Source organism: Bradyrhizobium ingae (genome assembly GCF_055791185.1).
The window spans coordinates 387,934-410,551 of the sequence record NZ_JBVUBB010000004.1 but is presented as its reverse complement, the minus strand read 5'-3'; the positions used below and the strand labels follow the sequence as shown (position 1 = coordinate 410,551).

The following is a 22,618-nucleotide window of genomic DNA, read 5'->3' as shown; positions in this document are numbered from 1 at the left end:
GGGCGTCGTTGCGCATGATGTTTGGTATGAAGGTCCGGGGGGGCCTGCTCGCCACCCTGATCATGTTCGGCGTGCCGGTGCTTGCTCCGGTGGGGGCCGCTTTTGTGGCCTCGCCTGTTGCGGCCCAGACCGTGGATTCGATCTCCGTGGAGGGGAACCGCCGGGTCGAGGTCGAGACCATTCGCTCCTATTTCAAGGCCGGCCCTGGCGGGCGCCTTGATCAGGCCGCGATCGACGACGGCCTCAAGGCATTGATCGAGACCGGCCTGTTCCAGGACGTGAAGATCAACCGCGTCGGCGGCCGGATCGTGGTTTCGGTGGTCGAAAACGCCGTCATCGGCCGCGTCGCCTTCGAGGGCAACAAGAAGGTCAAGGACGAGCAGCTTTCCGCCGAAGTCCAGTCCAAGCCGCGTGGCACGTTCTCTCGCGCCGTGGTGCAGTCGGACACGCTGCGCATCGCCGAGATCTATCGCCGCTCCGGCCGTTACGACGTGCACGTCACGCCCGAGATCATCGAGCAGCCGAACAACCGCGTCGATCTGGTCTTCACGATCGAGGAGGGCGCCAAGACCGGCGTCAAGTCGATCGATTTCGTCGGCAACGTTGCCTATTCGAGCTATCGCCTGCGCGACGTCATCAAGACCCGTGAGACGAATCTCCTGAGCTTCCTCGGCAGTGCCGACGTCTACGATCCGGACCGGGTCGAGGCCGACCGCGACCTGATTCGCCGTTTCTACCTCAAGCACGGCTTCGCCGACGTGCAGGTGGTTGCCGCGATCACCGAATACGATCCGGAGAGGAAGGGCTTCCTCGTCACCTTCAAGATCGAGGAAGGCCAGCAGTACCGCGTCGGCTCGGTCGACTTCCGCACGAGCATCGCGAATTTCGATCCCAACGTGCTGCGCAGCTTTTCGCGCGTCAATGTCGGCTCGCTCTACAACGTCGAATCGGTCGAGAAGTCGGTCGAGGAGATGCAGATCGAGGCCTCGCGCCGCGGCTATGCCTTCGCCGTGGTTCGGCCGGGCGGCGACCGCAATTTCGATGCGCATACCGTCTCCGTCGTATTCAACATCGACGAAGGTCCGCGCACGTACATCGAGCGCATCAACATCCGCGGCAACACCCGCACGCGCGACTACGTGATCCGGCGCGAGTTCGACCTCTCCGAGGGCGATGCCTATAACCGTGCGCTGGTCGATCGCGCCGAGCGCCGCCTGAAGAACCTCGACTTCTTCAAGAGCGTCAAGATCACCACCGAGCCCGGCTCATCCAGCGACCGCGTGGTCCTGATCGTCGACCTCGAGGAAAAGTCCACCGGTGATTTCTCGGTGTCCGGCGGCTACTCCACAACCGACGGCGCGCTGGCTGAAGTCTCGGTCTCCGAGCGCAATCTGCTCGGCCGAGGGCTGTTCGCCAAGGCATCCGTCACCTACGGCCAGTATGCGCGCGGCTATTCGCTGTCGTTCGTCGAACCGTACCTGCTCGACTACCGCGTCGCGCTCGGCCTCGACCTCTACCAGCGCACGCAGCTGTCCAACAGCTACATCTCCTACGGCACCAAGACGCTGGGCTTCAGCCCGCGCCTCGGCTTCAGCCTGCGCGAAGACCTGGCCTTGCAGCTGCGCTACTCGGTCTACCGTCAGGAAATTACGCTGCCGTCCTATCTGCAGGACTGTAACAACACGTTGGGCATCGCGGCCAATATGAGCCCGGCCTTTGCGGCGTCGCAGATTCCGCCGGTCGATCTGTCGGCAACCAATGGCCTCGGGTGCTACCAGAACGGCGAAGCCTCGCTGCCGGTACGCAAGGAGCTCGCTGGTGGCAAGACGCTGACCTCGGCGCTCGGCTACACGCTGACCTACAACACGCTCGACAACAACAAGAACCCGTCCGACGGCCTCCTCGTCGACTTCCGGCAGGACTTTGCCGGCGTGGGCGGCGACGTTTCCTACCTGAAGACGGCGGTCGATGCGAAGTACTACCAGTCGCTGGTGTCCGATCTCGTCGGCCTCGTCCACGTGCAGGGCGGTATCCTCAACAAGTGGGGCAACACCGAACTGCGCATGCTCGATCACTTCCAGATGGGACCGAACCTCGTCCGCGGCTTTGCGCCGAACGGCATCGGTCCGCGCGACCTCAACCCCTACGGCACGCAGGACGCGCTTGGTGGCACGAAGTACTGGGGCGCTTCGCTCGAATTGCAGATGCCGTTCTGGTTCCTGCCCAAGGAAGTGGGCCTGAAGGGCGCGGTCTATGCCGACGCCGGCGGTCTGTACGACTACCAGGGCCCGACGACCTGGGCGCTCACCGGCGAAAACACGACGACGAAGAACTCGAACTGTACGCCGTCGACCGTCAACCCGGCCTCGGCTGGAACTTGTACCGGATTGGTGTATGACGACAGCAAGGTCATCCGCTCGTCGGTGGGTGTCGGTCTGATCTGGCAGTCTCCGTTCGGACCGCTGCGCTTCGACTACGCAGTGCCGCTCACCAAGGGCCAGTATGACCGCGTGCAGCAGTTCCGGTTCGGCGGCGGTACGTCGTTCTAAGCTGATCTCCGGCCGGACCTCGACGGGGTGGAATGGCACAACCGTCCTTCTTCAAGAAGCCGCCTGCGTCGGCGCTGGCTGATGTCGCCACGCTGACGAAGGCGCAGTTGGTCGACCCGGCCCGGGCCGGCCACGTCATCACGGGCCTGGCTTCGCTCGACGAAGCCGGCCCGATGCATCTGACGTTCTTCGACAACCTCAAATATATCGACCAGCTCCAGGCGACCAAAGCCGGCGCGTGCCTCGTCAGCCCACGCTTCGAGGCGCGAGTGCCGGCTCACGTCGCCGTACTGCGCGTGGCGCAGCCGTTCCGTGCCTTCGTCAGGATCGCCCGGGAATGGCATGGCGATGCGCTGAGGCCGCAATCATCGGTCGGTAATGGCGGCATCGCGGCGTCGGCGATCATCGATCCGACGGCGCGTCTGGAGGACGACGTCGTCGTCGATCCGCTAGCGGTCATCGGCCCCGACGTCGAGATCGGCAGTGGCACCGTGATCGGTGCAGGTGCGGTGATCGGTCCCGGTGTCAAGATCGGCCGGGACTGCGACGTCGGCGCCCGCACGGCCATCCAGTGCGCCCTGATCGGCAACAACGTACTGATCCACCCCGGCTGCTCGATCGGGCAGGACGGCTACGGCTTTGTCTTTTTCGGCCCCGAGGGCCACCTCAAGGTCCCGCAGACCGGACGGGTGCTGATCCAGAACGACGTCGAGGTCGGCGCTGGCACCACCATCGATCGCGGGTCCTTGCGCGATACCGTGATCGGTGAGGGCACCAAAATCGACAACCAGGTCCAGATCGGCCACAATGTGACGATCGGCCGGAACTGCCTGCTGGCGGCTCAGATCGGCCTCGCCGGCAGCCTGACGATCGGTGACAACGTGGCGCTGGGAGCGAAGGTTGGCATCAATAATCATCTCAAGATCGGCGATGGGGCTCAGGTCACCGCGATGAGCGGCGTCAAGGACGACATCCCGGCAGGCGGACGTTGGGGCGGCTTTTTTGCCAAGCCGACCAAGCAGTGGTTCAAGGAGATCATCGCGGTGGAGCGTCTGGTGCGCGACAGCAAGGCCGATCAGAAGGACGAGGGACGGGAGTGATGGAGGAAGCACCGGTCAGGTTCGAGCTCGTGGATATCAACGCGATTCTGCGCACGCTTCCGCACCGCTTCCCGATGTTGCTGATCGATCGGGTGATCAACATCCGCACCGATTACAGCGGCATCGGCATCAAGAACGTCACCTTCAACGAGCCGGCCTTCCAGGGTCATTTCCCCGAGCGGCCGGTCTATCCCGGCGTGATGATGATCGAGGCGATGGCGCAGACCGCGGGCGTGATCGGCATTACATCGGTCGATGGCACCGAGAAGCCGCGGGCGGTGTATTTCCTCACCATCGACAAGTGCAAATTCCGCAAGCCCGTGCTGCCCGGCGACACCATTGAATACCACATGCGCTCGATCGGCCGCCGCAAGGCGATGTGGTGGTTTCACGGCGACGCCAAGGTCAACGGCCAGGTCGTTGCCGAAGCCGACGTCGGTGCGATGCTGACGGACTGAGGCGCGCGTCTCGGAAGATTTTGTCGCTTCCATCGGCTTCGTTATCTCCATTGCGCACTTGCGCAATCGGGATGCGCGCGAAGCGCGCAGGCCTGGACCCCAGTGTGAAACAAGCCGAGATGATACGTCACTGGACAGATCACGCAAAGTCGCGCTAACCACCGGAAAACCGAGCGACTTCAACGGATAGCCAGACCTTCTTAATGAGCAAGATTGATCCCACCGCGCGCGTGGAAGACGGCGCCGTGATCGGCGAGGGCACGGAGATCGGACCCTACTGCATCATCGGCCCGAACGTCGTGATCGGCAGAAACTGCAAGCTGATCGGGCAGGTCACGATTATCGGCCACACGTCGATCGGCGACGATTGCGTGATTTCGCCGTTCGCCGTGCTCGGCGGCGCGCCGCAGGATCTCAGTTACAAGGGCGAGCCCACGAAGCTCGAGGTCGGCTCCGGCTGCATCATTCGCGAAGGGGCGACGATGAACGTCGGCACCATCAAGGGCGGTGGCCTGACGCGCGTCGGCAACGGCGGCTACTTCATGAACAACAGCCACGTCGGCCACGACTGCATGGTCGGCAACAACGTGATCTTCGCGACGTCGGCGACGCTCGGCGGTCATTGCGAGATCGGTGACTTCGTCTATATCGGCGGCCTGTCAGCAGTGCATCAGCTCACCCGCATCGGCCCGCAGGTGATGGTCGGTGGTGTTTGCGGCGTACGCGACGACATCATCCCGTTCGGACTCGTCAACGGCCAGTATGCGGTGCTCGAAGGTCTCAACCTCATCGGCATGAAGCGGCGCAAGTTCACCAAGCAGCGGCTCACGACCGTGCGCGCGTTCTATCAGAAGCTGTTCCACGGTCCCGGCATTTTCGCCGACCGGCTCGCTTCGGTGCAGCCGCTTGCAGCCGAGGATCCCGCGATCGCCGAAATCCTCGACTTCATCGGCAAGGGCAAGCATCGCCCGCTCTGCCTTCCCGCGATCGGGCAGTAGTCACGGGGATGGCCGCGAGCATGACATCGGCGGCTCCAGAGATTTCGTCACCGGTCGGCGTCATCGCCGGCGGCGGCGCCATGCCGTTTGCGGTTGCGGAGTCGCTCGCCGCGCGTGGCATCGCGCCGGTGCTGTTTCCGCTGCGCGGCGCCTGCGATCCGGTCCAGGTGGAAAAGTTCCGACATCGCTGGATCTCGGTCGGCCAGCTCGGCCGCGCCATGCGGCTGTTTCGTGAAGAGGGCTGCCGCGACCTGATCTTCATCGGCACCTTGATGCGGCCCTCGCTGTCGGAAGTGCGGTTCGATCTCAAGACGCTCAAACTTCTCGGGCACGTCGTTCGTGCGTTTCGCGGCGGCGACGACCATCTGCTCTCCGGCGTCGGCCGCATGCTCGAGCAGGACGGCTTTCGCATGGTCGGGATCAAGGATGTCGCGCCCGATCTGTTAATGCCGGAGGGCTGCATCACCCGCGCCTGGCCGGCAGACAACGCCAGAAGCGACATCGAGCGCGGCCGCGCGGTGCTGGCCGCGCTGAGCCCGTTCGACATCGGCCAGGCCGTGGTCGTGATCGACGGCCATGTCGTCGCGGTCGAGGACATCGAGGGCACCGACGGGCTGCTGCAACGCGTGGCGCGACTGCGCAGCGAGGGCCGTATCCGTGCGGCGAGCGGGCGCGGCGTGCTGGTGAAGGCGCCCAAGAGTGGACAGGATTTGCGCTTCGATCTGCCGACGATCGGCCCGCGTACCGTTGAAGGTGTCGCCGGCGCGGGCCTTTCGGGCATCGCCGTGATCGCGGGCAACACCATCGCTGCCGAGCCGCAGGCGATGATCGAGCGCGCCGACGCCAACTATCTCTTCGTCATCGGCCTGCAAGCATGATGCCGGGACGCGATCCAAAGCGAAAGATCTTTCTGATCGCAACGGAGGAATCCGGCGACCGGCTTGGGTCTGCGCTGATGAAGGTGCTGCGCCAGCGGCTCGGCGATGGCGTGCAGTTCGAAGGCGTCGGCGGCCGCACCATGGTGCGCGAGGGCCTGGCCTCACGCTTTCCGATCGAGGAGCTCTCGATCGTCGGCCTGGTCGCGCCGCTGTTGCAAGTACGGAAGTTGTTGCGGCTGATCCGCGAGACCGCGGATGCCGTGATGGAAGCCGCGCCCGACGCGCTCGTCATCATCGACAGTCCCGACTTCACCCATCGCGTCGCCCGCCGCGTCCGCGCGCGCAATCCGGCGATCCCGATCGTCGACTACGTCTCGCCCTCGGTCTGGGCCTGGCGGCCGGGCAGGGCACGGGCCATGCTGTCCTATGTCGATCACGTGCTCGGCCTGCTGCCGTTCGAGCCCGAGGAATATCGCAAGCTGCGCGGACCGCCCTGCAGCTATGTCGGCCATCCCCTGATCGAGCAATTGTCCTCGCTGCGGCCGAATGCGGAGGAGCAGAAGCGCCGCGACGGCGAGCCGCCGGTGCTGCTGGTCTTGCCCGGCAGCCGGCGCAGCGAGATCAGGCATCATCTCGACGTGTTCGGCGCGGCGCTCGGCAAATTGCAGGCTACGGGCCAGCGTTTCGAATTGGTGCTGCCGACCATGTCGCATCTCGAACCAACGGTGCGCGAAGGCATCGCAAGCTGGCCGGTCAAGCCGCAGATCGTGGTCGGCGAAGCCGAGCGACGTGCCGCGTTCCGGATTGCGCGCGCGGCGCTGGCGAAATCCGGCACCGTGACCCTCGAACTTGCACTGTCGGGCATTCCCATGGTGACGGCCTATCGCGTCGGCGCGATCGAGGCCTTCATCCTGCGCCGCGCCATCCGCGTCCCCTCCGTGATCCTCGCCAATCTCGTGATCGGCAAAGAGGTCATCCCCGAATTCTTGCAGGAGGACTGCACCCCAGAGAAGCTTGCGCAGGGGCTGACCGAGGTGCTGACGGATACGCCGCAGCGCAAGCGGCAAGTCGAGGCCTTTGGCCAGCTCGACACGATCATGTCGACCGGCAACAAGTCGCCGAGCGTGCTCGCCGCCGACATCGTGCTTGCGACGATGCGGGAGAACGTCGCGACACGATAGCTTCGTAGGGTAGGCAAAGCGCAGCGTGCCCACCGCCTTGCCGAGACCGGGGAGAAAAATGGTGGGCACGCTGCGCTTTGCCCACTCTACGATCTGCTGCGTTTCCAAACAAAAACGGCGCCATCCATGATGGCGCCGTTCTGATCTATCTCGAAGCCGACCTTACTTGCGCTGGTCGATCGGCAGGTAGTCGCGGCGGGTGACGCCGGTGTAGAGCTGGCGCGGGCGGCCGATCTTCTGCTGCGGATCCTCGATCATCTCGCTCCACTGGCTGATCCAGCCGACGGTGCGCGCGACCGCGAACAGCACGGTGAACATCGAAACCGGGAAGCCCATCGCCTTCAGCGTGATGCCCGAATAGAAGTCGACGTTCGGGTAGAGCTTGCGGTCGATGAAGTACTGGTCGCTGAGCGCGATCTTCTCGAGCTCCAGCGCGACCTTCAGCATCGGATCGTCGCCATGGCCCATCTCCTTGAGCACGGCGTGACACATCTTCTGCATGATCTTGGCGCGCGGATCGTAGTTCTTGTAGACGCGATGACCGAAGCCCATCAGGCGGACTTCGCTGTTCTTGTCCTTCACCTTGGCGATGAACTCGGGAATCTTGTCCACGGTCCCGATCTGATAGAGCATGTTCAGCGCGGCTTCGTTGGCGCCGCCATGCGCCGGGCCCCACAGGCAGGCGATGCCGGCCGCGATGCAGGCGAACGGATTTGCGCCGGACGAGCCGGCGATGCGCACCGTCGAGGTCGAGGCGTTCTGCTCGTGGTCGGCGTGCAGGATGAAGATCTTCTCCAGCGCGTCGGCGAGCACGGGGCTCACCTTGTAGTCCTCGCAGGGTACCGCGAAGCACATGTGGAGGAAGTTCTCGGCGAAGCCGAGCGAGTTCTTCGGATAAACGAAAGGCTGGCCGACGGTGTACTTGTAGGCCATTGCCGCCAGCGTCGGGATCTTCGCGATCATGCGCATGGAGGCGATCATGCGCTGCTTCGGATCGTTGATGTCGGTGGAGTCGTGATAGAAGGCGGCAAGCGCGCCGACCGCCGCCACCATGATTGCCATCGGATGAGCGTCGCGGCGGAAGCCCTGGAAGAAGCGGGCCATCTGCTCGTGCACCATCGTGTGGTGCGTGACGCGGTAGTCGAAATCCTTCTTCTGGGCTGCCGTCGGCAAATTCCCGTAGAGCAGGAGGTAGCAGGTCTCGAGGAAGTCGCCGTGCTCGGCGAGCTGCTCGATCGGATAGCCGCGGTATTCCAGCACGCCGGCGTCACCGTCGATGTAGGTGATCTTGGACTGGCAGCTCGCGGTCGAGGTAAAGCCCGGATCGTAGGTGAAGAGGCCGGATTGGCCGTACAACTTGCCGATGTCGACGACGTCAGGGCCGATGCTGCCGCTCAGGATCGGGAGATCGTAATTCTTGTTTCCGACCGTCAGCGTTGCTGTTTTTGTGGATTTTGCGTCCATCGTAAGTCCCCGATGAATTGTGAAGCGGGCCGGACCTGATCGTCCCCCAAGAGATGGCGGGGCAAGCCGGATATTCCAGAAGGTACGGGTGAGATGGGTATATTATTGCTGTGTGCGCTGCAAGATGGGCACCGCACAGGACTTAGGTCGTAGACTGGTCCTCGAGGCGTCCGAGGCTTTCCTGGCGTCCCAGGACGTCCAAAACCTCGAAAATGCCGGGCGAGGTGCTTCGTCCGGTCAGCGCCGCCCGCAGCGGCTGGGCGACCGCGCCGAGCTTGAGACTATTTTCCTCAGCATAGGCGCGCAGCGCCGCCTCCGTTGTGGCCCCGCTCCAATTCTCGACATTCTTCAGCGCGGAATGAAGCCGGCCGATCAGCGCCCGGTTCTCGGGCGTCAGCAGGGCTGCCGCCTTGGGATCGAGCTCCAGCGGGCGATCGGCGAAGATGAAATAGGCCCCGTCGATCAGCTCGATCAGCGTCTTGGCGCGCTCCTTCAGGCTCGGCATCGCCTTCAGAAGCTGTGCGCGCGTGGCGTCGTTCAGCTTGGCCTTGAGCTCGGCACGTCCCGGAACATAATCGAGCACGTCCTCGAACATCTTCACGAGCGATTGATCGTCCGCGTTGCGGATGTAGTGGCCGTTGAGGTTCTCGAGCTTGGCGAAGTCGAAACGCGCGGCAGCGCGGCCGACGCTGGCAAGGTCGAAAGCGGCGATCATCTCCTCGGTCGAGAAGATCTCCTGGTCGCCATGGCTCCAGCCGAGGCGGACGAGGTAATTGCGCAGCGCGGCCGGCAGATAGCCCATGGCGCGGTAAGCATCGACGCCGAGCGCGCCATGCCGCTTGGAGAGCTTCGAGCCGTCCGGGCCGTGGATCAGCGGGATGTGCGACATGCTCGGCAGCGTCCAGCCCATCGCATCGTAGATCTGCTTTTGGCGCGCGGCGTTGATCAGATGGTCGTCGCCGCGGATCACATGGGTAACTCCCATGTCGTGGTCGTCGACCACCACCGCGAGCATATAGGTCGGCGTGCCATCGCCGCGGAGCAGGACGAGATCGTCGAGGTTCTCGTTCTGCCAGACCACGCGTCCCTGCACCTGGTCCTCGATCACGGTCTCGCCGGTCTGGGGCGCGCGCAGCCGGATCGTCGGCTTGACGTTGCCTGGCGCGGTTGCCGGATCGCGGTCGCGCCACATTCCGTCGTAGAGGCGCGTGCGGCCCTCGGCGCGCGCCTTCTCGCGCATTGCGGCGAGCTCCTCGGCGGTGGCGTAGCAGTGATAGGCCTTGCCGTCCGCGAGCAGCTGCTCGGCCACCTCGCGGTGGCGTGCGGCGCGGCTGAACTGGTAGATGACGTCGCCATCCCAGCCGAGCTCCAGCCATTTCAGCCCGTCGAGAATGGCGCCGATAGCCGCCTCGGTGGAGCGCTCGCGGTCGGTGTCCTCGATCCGAAGCAGCATCTTGCCGCCGTGCTTCTTCGCATAGAGCCAGTTGAACAGCGCCGTGCGGGCGCCCCCGATATGGAGGAAGCCGGTCGGCGAGGGGGCGAAGCGCGTGACGACGGAATCGGTCATGAGTGGAACGGCCTATGCATTGGAGGCCGTGGTGTATAGCAGGAACGGTGCATAACTAAAGCCTGCCGGCGGACCGTTTCGGACCGGGCTGAGGGCTTGGCTCAGCCTTCCGAAACTGGCAGAAGGACCGCTGATTTCCCTACAGGATTTTCGGAATGACGACAGAACCGGTGGCGACTGAGGCGGGGCGCGATTTCATTCGTGACATCGTCCAGTCCGATCTCGATGCGGCCAAGTACAAGGAGATCGTGACCCGGTTCCCGCCGGAGCCGAACGGTTACCTGCATATCGGCCATGCCAAGTCGATTGCACTCAATTTCGGCATTGCCGAGGAGTTTCGCGGCCGCTGCAACCTGCGCTTCGACGACACCAATCCGGTCAAGGAGGAACAGGAATACATCGACTCCATCCAGGCCGACGTCCATTGGCTCGGCTTCGATTGGGGCAAGAACCTGTTCTATGCCTCGGACTATTTCGACCGCCTCTACGAATGGGCCGAGAAGCTGATCCGCGACGGTCTTGCCTATGTCGACGACCAGACCCAGGACGAAATCCGCAGCTCCCGCGGCACGCTGACCGAGCCCGGCAAGAACTCGCCGTTCCGCGATCGCATGATCGATGAGAACCTCGACCTGTTTCGCCGCATGAAGGCCGGCGAATTCCCGAACGGCGCGCGGGTGCTGCGGGCCAAGATCGACATGGCCTCGCCGAACATCAATCTGCGCGATCCCGTGATGTACCGCATCCTGCATGCGCATCATCCGCGCACCGGCGACAAATGGTGCATCTATCCGAGCTACGACTACGCGCACGGCCAGTCGGATGCGATCGAGGGCATCACCCATTCGATCTGCACGCTCGAGTTCGAAAATCACCGTCCGCTCTACGATTGGTTCATCGAGAAGCTGCCGGTGCCCTCGGAGCCGCATCAGTACGAATTCGCGCGGCTGAACCTCACCTACACTGTGCTGTCGAAGCGCGTGCTGACCCAGCTCGTGCGCGACGGCCATGTCGCGGGCTGGGACGATCCGCGCATGCCGACCATGGCAGGCCTGCGCCGCCGTGGCGTGCCGCCGGCGGCGCTACGCGAATTCGTCAAGCGCATCGGTGTAGCGAAGGCCAACAGCGTGGTCGACGTCGGCATGCTCGAATTCTGCATTCGCGAGGAGCTGAACCGCACGTCGCAGCGGCGCATGGCGGTGCTGCGGCCGCTGAAGGTCGTGATCGAGAACTATCCGGAAGGGCAGGTCGAGGAGCTCGAGGCGATCAACCATCCCGACGATCCGTCCGCCGGCACGCGAAAGATCGCGTTCTCTCGCGAGATCTATATCGAGCGCGACGACTTCATGGAGAACCCGCCGAAAAAGTTCTTCCGCCTGTCGCCGGGCAATGAGGTGCGGCTGCGCTACGCCTATTTCATCAAGTGCACCGGCGTGATCAAGAACGATGCCGGCGAGGTGATCGAGCTCCGCTGCACCTATGATCCCCTGACCAAGGGCGGCAACGCGCCCGACGGCCGCAAGGTGAAGGCGACGATGCACTGGCTGCCGGCGGCGCAGTCGGTGCCCGCGGAGATCCGAATCTACAACCAGCTGTTCTCGAACCCGAGCCCGAACGCTGCCAATTTTGCCGCCGATCTCAACCCGCAGTCGCTGGAGATCCTTCCCGATGCGCGGATCGAGGCGTCGGTTGCCGAGAGCAACGCGACCGAGCCGATGCAGTTCGAGCGGCAGGGCTACTTCGTGCGCGACAAGGATTCGACGCCGGGCAAGCCGGTATTTTCGCGGACCATCGGCCTGCGCGACACGTTTGCGAAGGAAGTCGCCAAGGGCTGAGAAAAGGCCGGCAAGGACGGAGCTGACGCATGCAGGAGGAAGCCGACGCCATCGTTTCCGCCATCATCGCGAAATGGTCCGCCGGCTTCGCAACGTTGGATGCGGCGGCGCTGTCGTCGCTGTATTCGAGAAGCGCCTTTTTCTTCGGCTCCAATCCACGGCTCTATCGGGGCAGGGATGCTGTCGCCGATTATTTCAACGGCCTGCCGCGCTGGCGTTCGCCGAGTGCGGCCTTTTCCGAAGTGCGGGCGGCTCGGGTCAGTCCGGACCTGATCAACATGGCCGCAATCGTCTCCTTCGATCTTGCCGGGGAACGTCCGGATTTTTCGGTCAAGATGAGCTGGGTCATCATTCGTGAGCAGGATGACTGGAAAATAGTCAATCACCACGCCTCCTCGCGTGCGCCGCTGATCTGACAAGCGTGGCGTGCACGGCATCGTCATTTTGGCCACGGCATCGTCATTTTGGCCAGAGAAACGAACCTCGCCCTCCCGGCGTTGTTTGGGTCCAACGAGGATCCCACCATGCAGAACATCGCAGAGCATATGGAAGTGATCGGCGCCGACGGCGTTCATATCGGCACCGTCGACCGTGTCGAGGGCAACCGCATCAAGCTGACCAGGAAGGACAGCGGCGAGGGCAGCCACAAGGGCCATCATCATTTCATCGACAAGGGGCTCGTGGCCGATGTCGAGGGCAACAAGGTCCGCCTCTCGGCCAAGGCGGCGGTGGCGGTGACGATGGAAGAGGAAAAGTAGCGGTCCTTAGGCCGGTTCCCTTTCCGTTCCGCTATTCGCATCCCCACACCTTCCGATAGCTTCCGCAGCCGTCGCGTATCGTAAGGTGTAGGAATGGCGGAGCCTTCCCGGCCACACCGCTCGCAAGGGATTGCCGGGACATGGCCTGTGGGCCGTGCCGCTTCGGCTGGCGGCCTTGTGCCGGCAGGCTTTGGCGCGTGGTCGTCGCTGGCCGAGACGTTGCGCGGATGGGCCGAGGCGGAAGCCGGCGCGGGGCGGTTGCTGCCATGGGTCCCCGTGGCCTTTGGTACCGGGATTGCTCTCTATTTTGCCGCCGACCACGAACCCGTGCTCTGGGTCGCCGCAATCACGGCGCTGGTGCTCATGGCGGGTGCCGTGCTGTTGCGGCGGAGCCGGTTGTTCGCACCCGCCATCATGATCGCTGCGATCGCCGCGGGTTTTGCGACCGCGACCTGGAAGACCGCGCGCATCGCGCACACCGTGCTCGCAAAGCCGCTCTATTCGGTGGCGCTGTCCGGCTTCGTCGAGACGCGCGATATCCGTGAGCGGACCGACCGCTTCGTGCTGCGGGTGACCGCGATGGAGGCGCCGCGCGGCGATGTCCAGCTCGAGCGTGTGCGGCTGTCGGTGCGCAAGGGCACAGCGCCGGAGGTCGGCAGCTTCGTGCAACTCAAGGCGCGCCTGATGCCGCCGCTCGCTCCCTTACGGCCCGGCAGCTATGATTTCGGGCGCGACATGTTTTTTCAGGGCATCGGCGCGTCCGGCTTTGCGATGGGCGCGATCACGGTCGCCGCAGCGCCCGAGGTCGGCGGCTTGCGGCTGCGCTATGCCGCGATGATGCAGGGCCTGCGCGATGCGATCGACGCGCGCATCCGCGCCACGCTCGACGGCGACAATCGTGCGATCGCCACCGCGCTCCTCACCGGGCGGCGCGACGCAATCACCGAGCCCGTCAACGACGCCATGTTCATCTCGGGCCTGGGGCACGTGCTGTCGATCTCCGGCTATCACATGGCAGTCGTCGCCGGCGTCGTGTTCTTCGCCCTGCGCGCGCTGCTGGCGCTGATCCCGGGATTTGCGGTGGGCTACCCGATCAAGAAATGGTCGGCCGCGGCAGCGCTCGTCGCCGCCGCGTTTTACCTGCTGTTGTCCGGCGCCGAGGTCGCGACCCAAAGATCGTTCTTCATGACGGCGGTGGTGCTGATCGCGGTGATAGTCGATCGCCGCGCCATCACTTTTCGCACGCTCGCCGTTGCCGCGATGATCGTGCTCGCGGTCGCGCCGGAGGCCCTGGTGCATCCGAGCTTCCAGATGTCGTTTGTGGCAACGCTTGGTCTGGTCGCTATGGTGCAGATCGGCATGCCGAACCTGTTGGCCTCGCCGGATCATTCCACGACTGCGCGTATCGCGCTCTGGGGTGGCCGCGAGCTCGTCATGCTGCTGATGGCCTCGCTGATCGCAGGGCTTGCGACCACGCCCTATGCAGCCTTTCATTTCCACCGCGTCACGCCCTACGGCGTGCTCGCCAATCTCGCGGCGATGCCGGTGGTTTCCGCGTTGGTGATGCCCGCCGGCCTGCTCGGCTTGATGGCAGCGCCGTTCGGGCTGGATGGCGTGTTCTGGTGGCTGATGGGGATCGGCATCGACTGGATGGTCGTTGTGACGCGCTGGGTCGCGGCATTGCCGGGCGCGGTTGGCCGCGTCACCGCGTTCGGGACCGGTCCGCTGATTGCCGCCAGCTTCGGCCTTATCGTGGTGGGCCTGTTGCGCACGCCACTGCGCTGGACGGGCGCCATCGTGCTGGCGCTTGCAATTGGCTGGGCGCTGCACGTGCGCCAGCCCGACGTTCTGATTGCAGGCGACGGCCACAGCGTCGCGGTGCGCGGCAGGGACGGCCAGCTGCACCTGATCCGAACCGGCAAGGACAATTTTCTTCTCAAGGAATGGCTTGCGGCCGATGCCGATCCGCGCAGTGTGACTGATGCGTCGCTCACCGACGGTGTCTCATGCGACGAGGCCGGCTGCGTGGCGTCACTCGCCGATGGTCGTCTGGTTGCGCTCCCGCTGCGTGTCGATGCGCTGGCGGATGATTGCAGCCGCGCCGCGCTGGTCGTGACTGCAAAGCCTGCAGCAATCGATTGCGCGGCGATGGTCGTGGATCGCGACCGCCTGAAGACACAAGGTGCCCTTGCGCTCTCGCGCGAGGGCGACGGTTTCACGTTGCAAACGGTGAAAGCAAGGGGCGCAAACCGCCCTTGGTCGCCGGCTGGGGCCGGCGATAGCGATTTCGAGCTCAACCTCGCACCGCGGCCGGCCACTCCGCGCAGCAAAGATGCTACGCCGTCGGAGGCCGACCTGCAGGCCGAGGAATGAAGACGCGTCAGCCGATCGGCAGGCGCGTCGTGGGCGTCGGGGTCGTGTGCTGTTCGACGGCGGGCTGCTCTGTCTTCTCGCCGAGCGGCTGCGTCACCGGCAACTGCAGAACCGTGGCACGCTGTCCTTCGACGAGCTGCGTCACCAGCACGTAGTTGCCGTCTGGGAATTCGATCGCATCATGATGACGATCGGGAATGTGCGGATCAACCTTGCCGAATTTGCCGACGCGCGAATTGACGGTGCGCGTCCAGATCCAGCGATTGTCGTAGCGGACGTTGTCGGCGAAGGCGAGCTCGGTGCCGGGCAGGAGGCAGACGGCAACCGAGAGATCGCGCTCCGACGCAAATCCACGCGTCGAGGTGCCGCGGAAGGTTGTCGTGACGATCGTCTCGCCGACTTGAGCGGGGCGGGTCGCAACGGCATGCAGGCTGTAGTCACACATCGAAGTGCTCCTCATGCGAGATAGCCGGTCCGCGCCCCCCGGAGGCGCAGGCCTCTATCAGAGTGGAAGCCTTCGAGTGTATCGCGTTTGTGGGCAAATCTGCGGCCCGACTGCGCGCCGCCCGATCACTTTATCTTTCCCGGCAAACCAGGAACAAAGCCTCTCGCTACTAGTCTATCTTGGTTCACACCATTCACTCGCACGAGTTTTCATCAGCGGCCGGCAGGAGCGGAGTACCCCGAAGAAGGACAGCTCGCCCTGCGGCGCAGGTGCGATCGCATTGTTGGCGTTGCGGCATGGCGCACTGGTCGCCGCGTGCTCCGTCTTGCGGACGGAATGGTGGTGTTGCGCTGCGTCGCTCGTGGATGTCGAGCGATCAAGGCCGCCGAGATCACGCTCAAAATCTCTATCGCCGGGCTGTTTCCCTGCATCATAAACAGCGCCTTCGCGCCTGCGGTGCTCGAGGATCTAGCTCTGCGCAGGCGCGTGACAATCGCGTGGAGAAACGAAAACGCCGTCGTCGCGGAGCGGACAATCCATCCGCGCCGTCTTGTCGATCGATCACCGGCCGGCCGCCGGAGAGGGCAGTCAGTACTTCCGGTACAGGCCGATCAGCTTGCCCTGAATCTTCACCCGGTTCGGCGGCAGGATGCGCACCTCATAGGCGGTGTTGGCGGGCTCCAGCGCGATCGACGCGCCGCGGCGGCGGAAGCGCTTCAGCGTCGCTTCCTCGTCGTCGATCAGTGCCACGACGATGTCGCCGGTATCGGCAGTCTCGTTACGCTGGATCAGCGCCATGTCGCCATCCAGGATCCCGGCGTCGACCATCGAGTCGCCGCGTACTTCGAGCGCGTAGTGCTCGCCCGAGCCGAGCATGTCCGGAGGGACGCTGATGGTGTGGCTGCGGGTCTGTAAGGCCTCGATCGGCGTGCCGGCCGCGATCCGTCCCATCACGGGCACGGCGACCGGACGCTCGCCGTCGTCAACCGGAGCGCTTGTGCTTCGTACCTTGCCGAGATTGCCTTCGATGACGCTCGGCGTGAAGCCGCGGCGGCCGGCACCTGCGGCCTGAAGTTCGGGCAGCTTGATGACCTCGATGGCGCGCGCGCGGTTGGGTAGGCGGCGGATGAAGCCGCGCTCTTCCAGCGCGGTGATCAGGCGGTGGATGCCCGACTTCGAGCGCAGATCGAGCGCGTCCTTCATTTCGTCGAAGGAGGGCGGCACGCCGCTTTCCTTGAGGCGCTCACTGATGAACCGCAGAAGCTCGTATTGTTTGCGCGTTAACATCTTGACCAAGTCCCCCGGTTGACGTCGTTCGATTCCGAGACGCAAGATTCAGCAGAACCCGCTAGATGCTCGAAACAAATCATGAACGGACACTATATGTTCGATATGTGTTCCGCAACCACTTAATTTTGTGTGAACGCCGCCAAGGTTCGCGCCACGGACGAATCAGATTGCGTTCACACGGGAAGCCGCAACACCTCGCAAGGCGTGCCTGCTTCGGCTTTCGGTGCGAACGGCGCCCGCACGAGAAGTCCCTGTGCCATAGCGAGATTCGCAAGCAGCGAGGAGTCCTGGTGGTTGACGGGAACGGCCACGAGCGTGCCGTCCTCGCGCTCCTCGAGCCGGGCGCGCAAGTAATCCTCGCGGACGTCGTTAGGCCCGACGTCGCGCCCGAGCACGGCGCGCTCGCGGCGGTGATGAACGCGAGAGCGGCCAGCAAGAGCGCGAATCAAGGGCACCATGAACAGGAAGCCGCAGACATAGGACGAGACCGGATTGCCGGGCAGGCCGATCACCCGCATCGCGCCGAGATGGCCGTGCATCATCGGCTTGCCTGGCCGCATCGCGATTTTCCAGAACGCCATCTCGAAGCCTTCGGCTTGAAGCGCCGGCCTGACCAGATCGTGGTCACCGACAGAAGCCCCGCCGGTCGTGATCAGGATGTCGGCGCCGCTCTCGCGGGCCCGGCGGATGCCGGCGGTGGTCGCCGCAACGGTATCGGCGGCAATGCCGAGATCGATCGTTTCTGCGCCCTCGGCCCGCGCCAGCGCGTGCAGGGCGTAGCCGTTGGAAAAAACGATCTGGCCCGCGGCCGGCGTCGAGCCCGGCATCACCAGCTCGTCGCCGGTCGCGAGAAGCGCGACCCTTGGCCGGCGGCGGACGGCAAGCTCCGGATGGTTCATGCCGGCGGCCAGTGAGAGGTCGCGTTCGGTCAGCCTGGCTCCCTGTCGCAGGAGCACGTCGCCCTCGCGGAAGTCGACGCCGGCGGGACGGATGTGCCGTCCGGCGATCGCTGCCTCCTTGATCGTGACGCGCTTGCCGTCAGCGACCGTGTCCTCCTGAATCACCACCGCATCCGCGCCGTCGGGCACCACGCCGCCGGTGAATATCCGCACCGCCTCTCCAGGGCCAACCGATCCCGCGAACGGCCGCCCGGCCGCGACCTCGCCGATCACGGTGAGCTCTGCGCCTGCCGCTGCCGCATCGGCCGCGCGCACCGCATAGCCGTCCATCGCCGACATCGCCTGCGGCGGCTGCGTACGCCGCGCCGCGACGTCGTGCGCCAGCACGCGATGGTAGGCCGCATCCAGCGCGACCATCTCCTCCGCCACGGGCGCGACGCCCGCAAGCACCGCGGCAAGCGCGTCGGACACCGGCATCAGGGCCACGGGCAAAACTCCTGCTGGGAGAATAATAATGACAGGTCGCGTTGCGTTCTAGCCGAGTGCGCGCATCGAGGCAAAAGGAGGGGGATCCGGAGGCGGAGACGAATTATCCCTCCGGCAGCAGAGGCCGAGGTGCCCTTTGGGACAATATCGTGCCGTCCCGCTTCGGGCTCAGACTTGTTGAGCGCCACTGCATGAAGGCGCGTCAGGAGACGTCCGGGAGAACCCTGATGGCAGAGACTTCAAAGCTGTCGGTTGAAAAGGCGCTCGAGAAGCTGCGCGGCGATGAGCCGCCGAAATCGAGGAGCGCAAAGCTTGACGAGGAGATCGAAGCGCTCAAGGAGAAGACGAACCGGATGCGCGCACAACGGCAGCGTCTCGATCGGCCCCAACCCAAGCGCAGTTGAGTGTGCTTACCTTGGTCGCCGCGCGATCGTCTCGATGACGAAAAAGACCGGAATGACGGTGGCCAGACATGCCACTGCGACGACCAGGCTCACGGCTAGCATCAGGTGGCTCCCGTTTTATTGTCCGGATCGACGTCCGGCGCCTTCAGGCTGTGATCCGTCTCGGGCAGGGGATCACCCTGCGATTTGAGATCCGCCGCCTTGCTGACCAGCTTGGCGGAGAGCTGTGAGTTCGACGTTGACTTGGCGAACTTGAGAAGGATGGAGGCTTGCTTGTTGAAGTAGGTCTTGCCCAACACGATCACGCGTCCGTTGTAGAGAATCCCAACGGGCATATGACTCTCGACGCGCTGATCCGTTCCGGGAACTCTGTACAAAAATACACAGAGTGAGTTGGTTCCACATTTTACTCGAAAAGTTCCTCGAGGCGCATGGAACCGAGTTCTGAGCTACCGCGGCAATATGGGCGTTCTTTTCACAGTCCCAGGGCCTTCAGCGCCTCACTGACGTCGCGAGGCGACGTCACGTGAACTGCGGTCAGCCCTCGTGCCCGCGCGCCTTCGACGTTTTCCGCGAGATCGTCGAAGAACACGATTCGCTGCGCCGGTACGCCGATCGCGGCAACGACATGGTCGAAGGCTTCCGCATCGGGTTTGCGCAGGCCGATGCTGGAGGACAGATAGAGCTCGCGGAAATGGCCAAGCAGGTCGGCATACTCCTTCGAGAAATATTCCACATGCGGCCGATTGGTGTTGGAGAAAACGTAGAGCGGCATGTGCTTCGCGGCACGCGGCAACAGGTTTGCGATGTCGGGCATCTCGCCCGCGAAGATCGCATTCCACCCCTCCAGGAACTGAGCGTCGGAGATTTCGATCTCGAGCGAGCGCCGCAGCGAGTCGAAATAGGCCTCGTCGCTGATCTTGCCGACCTCGTGCAGCCGATAGGCTTCGCTGTCCCGCACATAGCGCGCGACGATGGCCTGCGGTTCGCAGCCGGCATGTCCCGCCCAGCAGGCAATCGCCTTGGAGAAGTCGATGTCGAGCACCACGCGACCGAGATCGAACAGAAGCGCATCCGCGCAGCCGGGAGAGAGGAGGGAGGTCATTGCATCCTTTCAGTAGCGGTAGGGCTCGATATCCAGCAGTGGAAACGCGCTGAATACGTTTGGTGCGTTGGTAGCGGTCGCCGCATGCAGGCACGATGCGTTCACCTCGGCAAACGAAGTGGACCCGAGCAGCCCGAGACAGCGCAGCACTTCGTCTTCCAGCAGCTCCAGCATCCGCGTGATACCGGCTTCGCCGGCCGCGGCCAGGGCCCAGCACTGCAGGCGCCCGATGCCGACGATATCTGCGCCCATGGCGATCGCCTTGACGATATCGGTGCCGCGACAGAAGCCGCCATCGACCATGATCTTCGCGCGACCCTTCACGGCATCGACGATCTCCGGCAGCACATGCATGGTGCCACGGCCGTGATCGAGCTGGCGGCCGCCATGGTTGGAGACGTAGATCCATTCGACGCCATGGTCGAGCGCGATCAGCGCATCCTCGGCCGTCGCGATGCCTTTGATGATGAGCGGGATCTTGAACTTGTCCTTGATCAGCTTCACCGTCCGCCACTCCAGGCCCTTCTGGTAGTCGCCGCCGGTGGCGCGCAGCCGGCTCTCGCGAACATAGCGCTTGGCGATGTCGCGTTCGCGACGGCTGTAATGGGCGGTGTCGACCGTCAGGCAGAATGCGGCGTAGGAATTTTTCACCGCGCGGGCGACGACATCCTCGACGAAGGCGTCATCGCCACGGACATAGAGCTGATAGAAGCGGAGCGCATCGGGAGCTGCTTCCGCGGTCTTCTCGAGGCCCGGGTCCGACACCGAGCTCAGCATATGCGCCGCGCCGAAGGCGCCGGCACCGCGTGCAACCGAGGCTGCACCGTGCGGATCGAAGATTTCGAGCGCGCCGACCGGCGCCAGCACGACCGGCAGGCGCATCTTGCGGCCGAACTGCTCGACGGAACCGTCGACGCTGCGCATGTCGCGCAGCACCCGCGGGCGGAAGGCGATCTCGTCCAACGCCATGCGGTTGCGGCGCATCGTGGTCTCGGTCTCGGCGGCGCCGATGATATAGTCCCAGGCATTCTGGTTGAGGTTGGAGCGTGCCTTGCGGATGAATTCGTGCAGGTTCTGGAACGGCTCGTCGCTGGCGCCGAGTTCGACGTTTCGTTGGGGACGGATGCGGGGCGCTTCGTTCATTGTTATCCTCCCGAGAATTTGAAGCCGTATTCCATCGCCTAACCGGTTCGGCGCGCCAAAACCATCCCAAAATCGCATAGCTTGAACGCGTGGCCGGACGGGGCGATTCCCGCCCGGCGCGAAACCGGCCGGCGCACGTTGCCAAAAGTTTAGGCTGGGACGAAGCGATTCTTGCCGGATGCGAGCCCGACGTGGCGGACCGGCCTTGAAGAAAACAGAATGGTATTGTGAGACACGGGCTGGATCGCCATTTGCATGGCGGCTCCCAACCGCCAGCGAAAAGGCCAATCAATCCATGCGGAAAACCCTGCTGTTCCCCCTCGGCGCGCTGACCGGCGCGTGTTTGACTCTGCTGGCGACCTCTCCGCAAGGCGGGCACTGGGTGGCAAGAGCGGCGGCGGGCGCGGATGATGCCTATTCGCAACTGAACCTGTTCGGCGAGGTGTTCGAGCGGGTCAAGGCCAGCTACGTCGAGAAGCCCGACAACGCCAAGCTGATCGAGGGTGCCATCAACGGCATGGTGACCTCGCTCGATCCGCATTCGCGCTACATGAACGACAAGGCCTGGACCGAGATGCAGGAGACCACCTCCGGCGAATTCGGCGGGCTCGGCATCGAGGTCACGATGGAGGACGGCCTCGTCAAGGTCGTGGCGCCCATCGACGACACGCCGGCTTCCAAGGCCGGCCTCTTGTCCGGCGACCTCATCAGCAAGATCGATGGCGAGGCGGTGCTGGGCATGACGCTCGAGCAGGCCGTCAACAAGATGAAGGGTCCGGTCGACACCAAGACCAAGCTCACCATCGTGCGCAAGGGCGCCGACGCTCCGCTCGACGTTGCAATCACGCGCGAGATCATCCATGTGCGCCCGGTCCGGTTCCATACCGAGGGCGGTGATATCGGCTATATCCGCGTCACCTCGTTTAACGAGCAGACCACCGACGGCTTGCGCAAGGCGATCGCGTCGATCTCCAAGGATATCCCGCAGGAGAAGCTCGCAGGCTACGTCGTCGATCTCCGTAACAATCCGGGCGGGCTGCTCGACCAGGCGGTCTCGGTGTCGAGCGCCTTCCTCGCCCGCGGCGAGGTGGTATCGACCCGCGGCCGGAACCCGGAAGAGACCCAGCGCTTCACCGCGCATGGCGGCGACCTCACCAAGGGCAAGCCGCTGGTCGTGCTGATCAACGGCGGCTCGGCTTCCGCGTCCGAGATCGTGGCCGGCGCGCTGCATGACCACAAGCGTGCCACGCTGATCGGCACGCGATCGTTCGGCAAGGGCTCGGTTCAGACGATCATTCCGCTTGGCTCGGGCAGCGGCGCGCTGGCGCTGACCACCGCGCGCTACTACACCCCGTCGGGTCGCTCGATCCAGGCGCAGGGCATCGCGCCCGACATCGAGATCCTTCAGGACATCCCGCCGGAGCTGAAGGGCCGTGTCGACACGATGGCTGAATCCCAGATGCGCGGCCATCTCTCCGCAGCCGACGGCAGCGAGCAGACCGGCTCACAATCCTACGTTCCGCCGGAGGAGAAGGACGACAAGGCGCTGCACGCTGCCTTCGATTTCCTACACGGCGTGACCGTGAATGCGGCAGCCGCGAAGCCGGCCCAAAAGGCGGCGGTGCCGAACTAGGCTGCCGTCGTAGGGTGGGTCAGCCGTAGGCGTAATCCACCACTTCTCAAGG

20 protein-coding genes are annotated in these 22,618 nt (G+C 64.3%); 12 read left to right on the top strand and 8 right to left on the bottom strand.

All coding sequences use genetic code 11. The features are described from left to right. Positions 1-14 precede the first annotated feature (14 nt). The 6 genes from bamA (at position 15) to lpxB (ending at position 7,164) form a co-directional block, all read left to right on the top strand. Positions 15-2,549: an outer membrane protein assembly factor BamA gene (gene bamA / locus ACV1FX_RS09125; RefSeq protein WP_473117202.1), complete on the top strand. Its 2,535-nt coding sequence runs from the start codon at positions 15-17 to the stop codon at positions 2,547-2,549. Positions 2,550-2,581: 32 nt separating this feature from the next. Next, positions 2,582-3,649, top strand: coding sequence for a UDP-3-O-(3-hydroxymyristoyl)glucosamine N-acyltransferase (lpxD, locus tag ACV1FX_RS09120; RefSeq protein ID WP_473117201.1), 1,068 nt, complete (start codon positions 2,582-2,584; stop codon positions 3,647-3,649). Beyond that, entirely contained in the window at positions 3,649-4,107 is a 459-nt protein-coding gene (gene fabZ, locus ACV1FX_RS09115) for a 3-hydroxyacyl-ACP dehydratase FabZ (RefSeq protein ID WP_027523862.1), read from the top strand. The genes lpxD and fabZ overlap by 1 nt, the downstream gene beginning before the upstream one ends. Before the next feature lie 203 nt (positions 4,108-4,310). Continuing rightward, the gene (lpxA, locus tag ACV1FX_RS09110; RefSeq protein ID WP_473117200.1) at positions 4,311-5,105 is read left to right on the top strand and encodes an acyl-ACP--UDP-N-acetylglucosamine O-acyltransferase; all 795 of its coding nucleotides are present in this window, start codon (positions 4,311-4,313) and stop codon (positions 5,103-5,105) included. Between the two features lie 20 nt (positions 5,106-5,125). Further along, on the top strand, positions 5,126-5,983 hold the full coding sequence (locus tag ACV1FX_RS09105) for an LpxI family protein (RefSeq protein ID WP_473117199.1): 858 nt from the start codon (positions 5,126-5,128) through the stop codon (positions 5,981-5,983). After that, positions 5,980-7,164, top strand: coding sequence for a lipid-A-disaccharide synthase (gene lpxB / locus ACV1FX_RS09100; protein WP_473117198.1), 1,185 nt, complete (start codon positions 5,980-5,982; stop codon positions 7,162-7,164). Before ACV1FX_RS09105 ends, lpxB begins: the two co-directional genes overlap by 4 nt. Before the next feature lie 162 nt (positions 7,165-7,326). Here the strand turns inward: lpxB and gltA are convergent, their stop codons facing one another. Further along, positions 7,327-8,628, bottom strand: coding sequence for a citrate synthase (gltA, locus tag ACV1FX_RS09095; protein ID WP_473117197.1), 1,302 nt, complete (start codon positions 8,626-8,628; stop codon positions 7,327-7,329). A 142-nt stretch (positions 8,629-8,770) separates the two neighbouring features. Beyond that, complete coding sequence (gltX, locus tag ACV1FX_RS09090) at positions 8,771-10,195, bottom strand: glutamate--tRNA ligase (protein WP_473117196.1); 1,425 nt, start codon at positions 10,193-10,195, stop codon at positions 8,771-8,773. 155 nt (positions 10,196-10,350) lie between these two features. Between gltX and ACV1FX_RS09085 the strand changes: the two genes are divergently transcribed. The 4 genes from ACV1FX_RS09085 (at position 10,351) to ACV1FX_RS09070 (ending at position 15,161) form a co-directional block, all read left to right on the top strand. Then, positions 10,351-12,030 carry a glutamine--tRNA ligase/YqeY domain fusion protein gene (locus ACV1FX_RS09085; protein ID WP_473117195.1) on the top strand — a complete coding sequence of 560 codons (1,680 nt, stop codon included), beginning with the start codon at positions 10,351-10,353 and terminating at the stop codon, positions 12,028-12,030. Positions 12,031-12,059: 29 nt separating this feature from the next. Next, positions 12,060-12,446 carry a YybH family protein gene (locus tag ACV1FX_RS09080; protein WP_473117194.1) on the top strand — a complete coding sequence of 129 codons (387 nt, stop codon included), beginning with the start codon at positions 12,060-12,062 and terminating at the stop codon, positions 12,444-12,446. A gap of 108 nt (positions 12,447-12,554) precedes the next feature. Beyond that, positions 12,555-12,788 carry a DUF2171 domain-containing protein gene (locus ACV1FX_RS09075; RefSeq protein WP_027550707.1) on the top strand — a complete coding sequence of 78 codons (234 nt, stop codon included), beginning with the start codon at positions 12,555-12,557 and terminating at the stop codon, positions 12,786-12,788. 93 nt (positions 12,789-12,881) lie between these two features. After that, positions 12,882-15,161 (top strand): ComEC/Rec2 family competence protein, encoded by a 2,280-nt coding sequence (locus tag ACV1FX_RS09070; protein WP_473117193.1) that lies wholly within the window; start codon positions 12,882-12,884, stop codon positions 15,159-15,161. 7 nt (positions 15,162-15,168) lie between these two features. Here the strand turns inward: ACV1FX_RS09070 and ACV1FX_RS09065 are convergent, their stop codons facing one another. The 3 genes from ACV1FX_RS09065 to ACV1FX_RS09055 all read right to left on the bottom strand — a co-directional run bounded on the left by ACV1FX_RS09065 (position 15,169) and on the right by ACV1FX_RS09055 (position 18,281). Beyond that, positions 15,169-15,606 carry a hypothetical protein gene (locus tag ACV1FX_RS09065; protein ID WP_473117192.1) on the bottom strand — a complete coding sequence of 146 codons (438 nt, stop codon included), beginning with the start codon at positions 15,604-15,606 and terminating at the stop codon, positions 15,169-15,171. Between the two features lie 588 nt (positions 15,607-16,194). Continuing rightward, positions 16,195-16,893, bottom strand: coding sequence for a transcriptional repressor LexA (lexA, locus tag ACV1FX_RS09060; RefSeq protein WP_473117191.1), 699 nt, complete (start codon positions 16,891-16,893; stop codon positions 16,195-16,197). 176 nt (positions 16,894-17,069) lie between these two features. After that, positions 17,070-18,281: a molybdopterin molybdotransferase MoeA gene (locus tag ACV1FX_RS09055; protein ID WP_473117190.1), complete on the bottom strand. Its 1,212-nt coding sequence runs from the start codon at positions 18,279-18,281 to the stop codon at positions 17,070-17,072. Between the two features lie 227 nt (positions 18,282-18,508). On the opposite strand from ACV1FX_RS09055, the gene ACV1FX_RS09050 reads away from it, so the two are divergent. Then, positions 18,509-18,685: a hypothetical protein gene (locus ACV1FX_RS09050; RefSeq protein ID WP_473117189.1), complete on the top strand. Its 177-nt coding sequence runs from the start codon at positions 18,509-18,511 to the stop codon at positions 18,683-18,685. A gap of 101 nt (positions 18,686-18,786) precedes the next feature. On the opposite strand, the gene ACV1FX_RS09045 is transcribed toward ACV1FX_RS09050, so the two are convergent. The 3 genes from ACV1FX_RS09045 to ACV1FX_RS09035 form a co-directional block, all read right to left on the bottom strand. After that, positions 18,787-19,020: a hypothetical protein gene (locus tag ACV1FX_RS09045; RefSeq protein WP_473117188.1), complete on the bottom strand. Its 234-nt coding sequence runs from the start codon at positions 19,018-19,020 to the stop codon at positions 18,787-18,789. 140 nt (positions 19,021-19,160) lie between these two features. After that, positions 19,161-19,790 (bottom strand): HAD family hydrolase, encoded by a 630-nt coding sequence (locus ACV1FX_RS09040; RefSeq protein ID WP_473117187.1) that lies wholly within the window; start codon positions 19,788-19,790, stop codon positions 19,161-19,163. A 9-nt stretch (positions 19,791-19,799) separates the two neighbouring features. After that, entirely contained in the window at positions 19,800-20,933 is a 1,134-nt protein-coding gene (locus tag ACV1FX_RS09035) for an alpha-hydroxy acid oxidase (RefSeq protein ID WP_473117186.1), read from the bottom strand. 295 nt (positions 20,934-21,228) lie between these two features. On the opposite strand from ACV1FX_RS09035, the gene ACV1FX_RS09030 reads away from it, so the two are divergent. Then, complete coding sequence (locus tag ACV1FX_RS09030; RefSeq protein WP_473117185.1) at positions 21,229-22,566, top strand: S41 family peptidase; 1,338 nt, start codon at positions 21,229-21,231, stop codon at positions 22,564-22,566. The last annotated feature ends 52 nt before the right edge of the window (positions 22,567-22,618 follow it).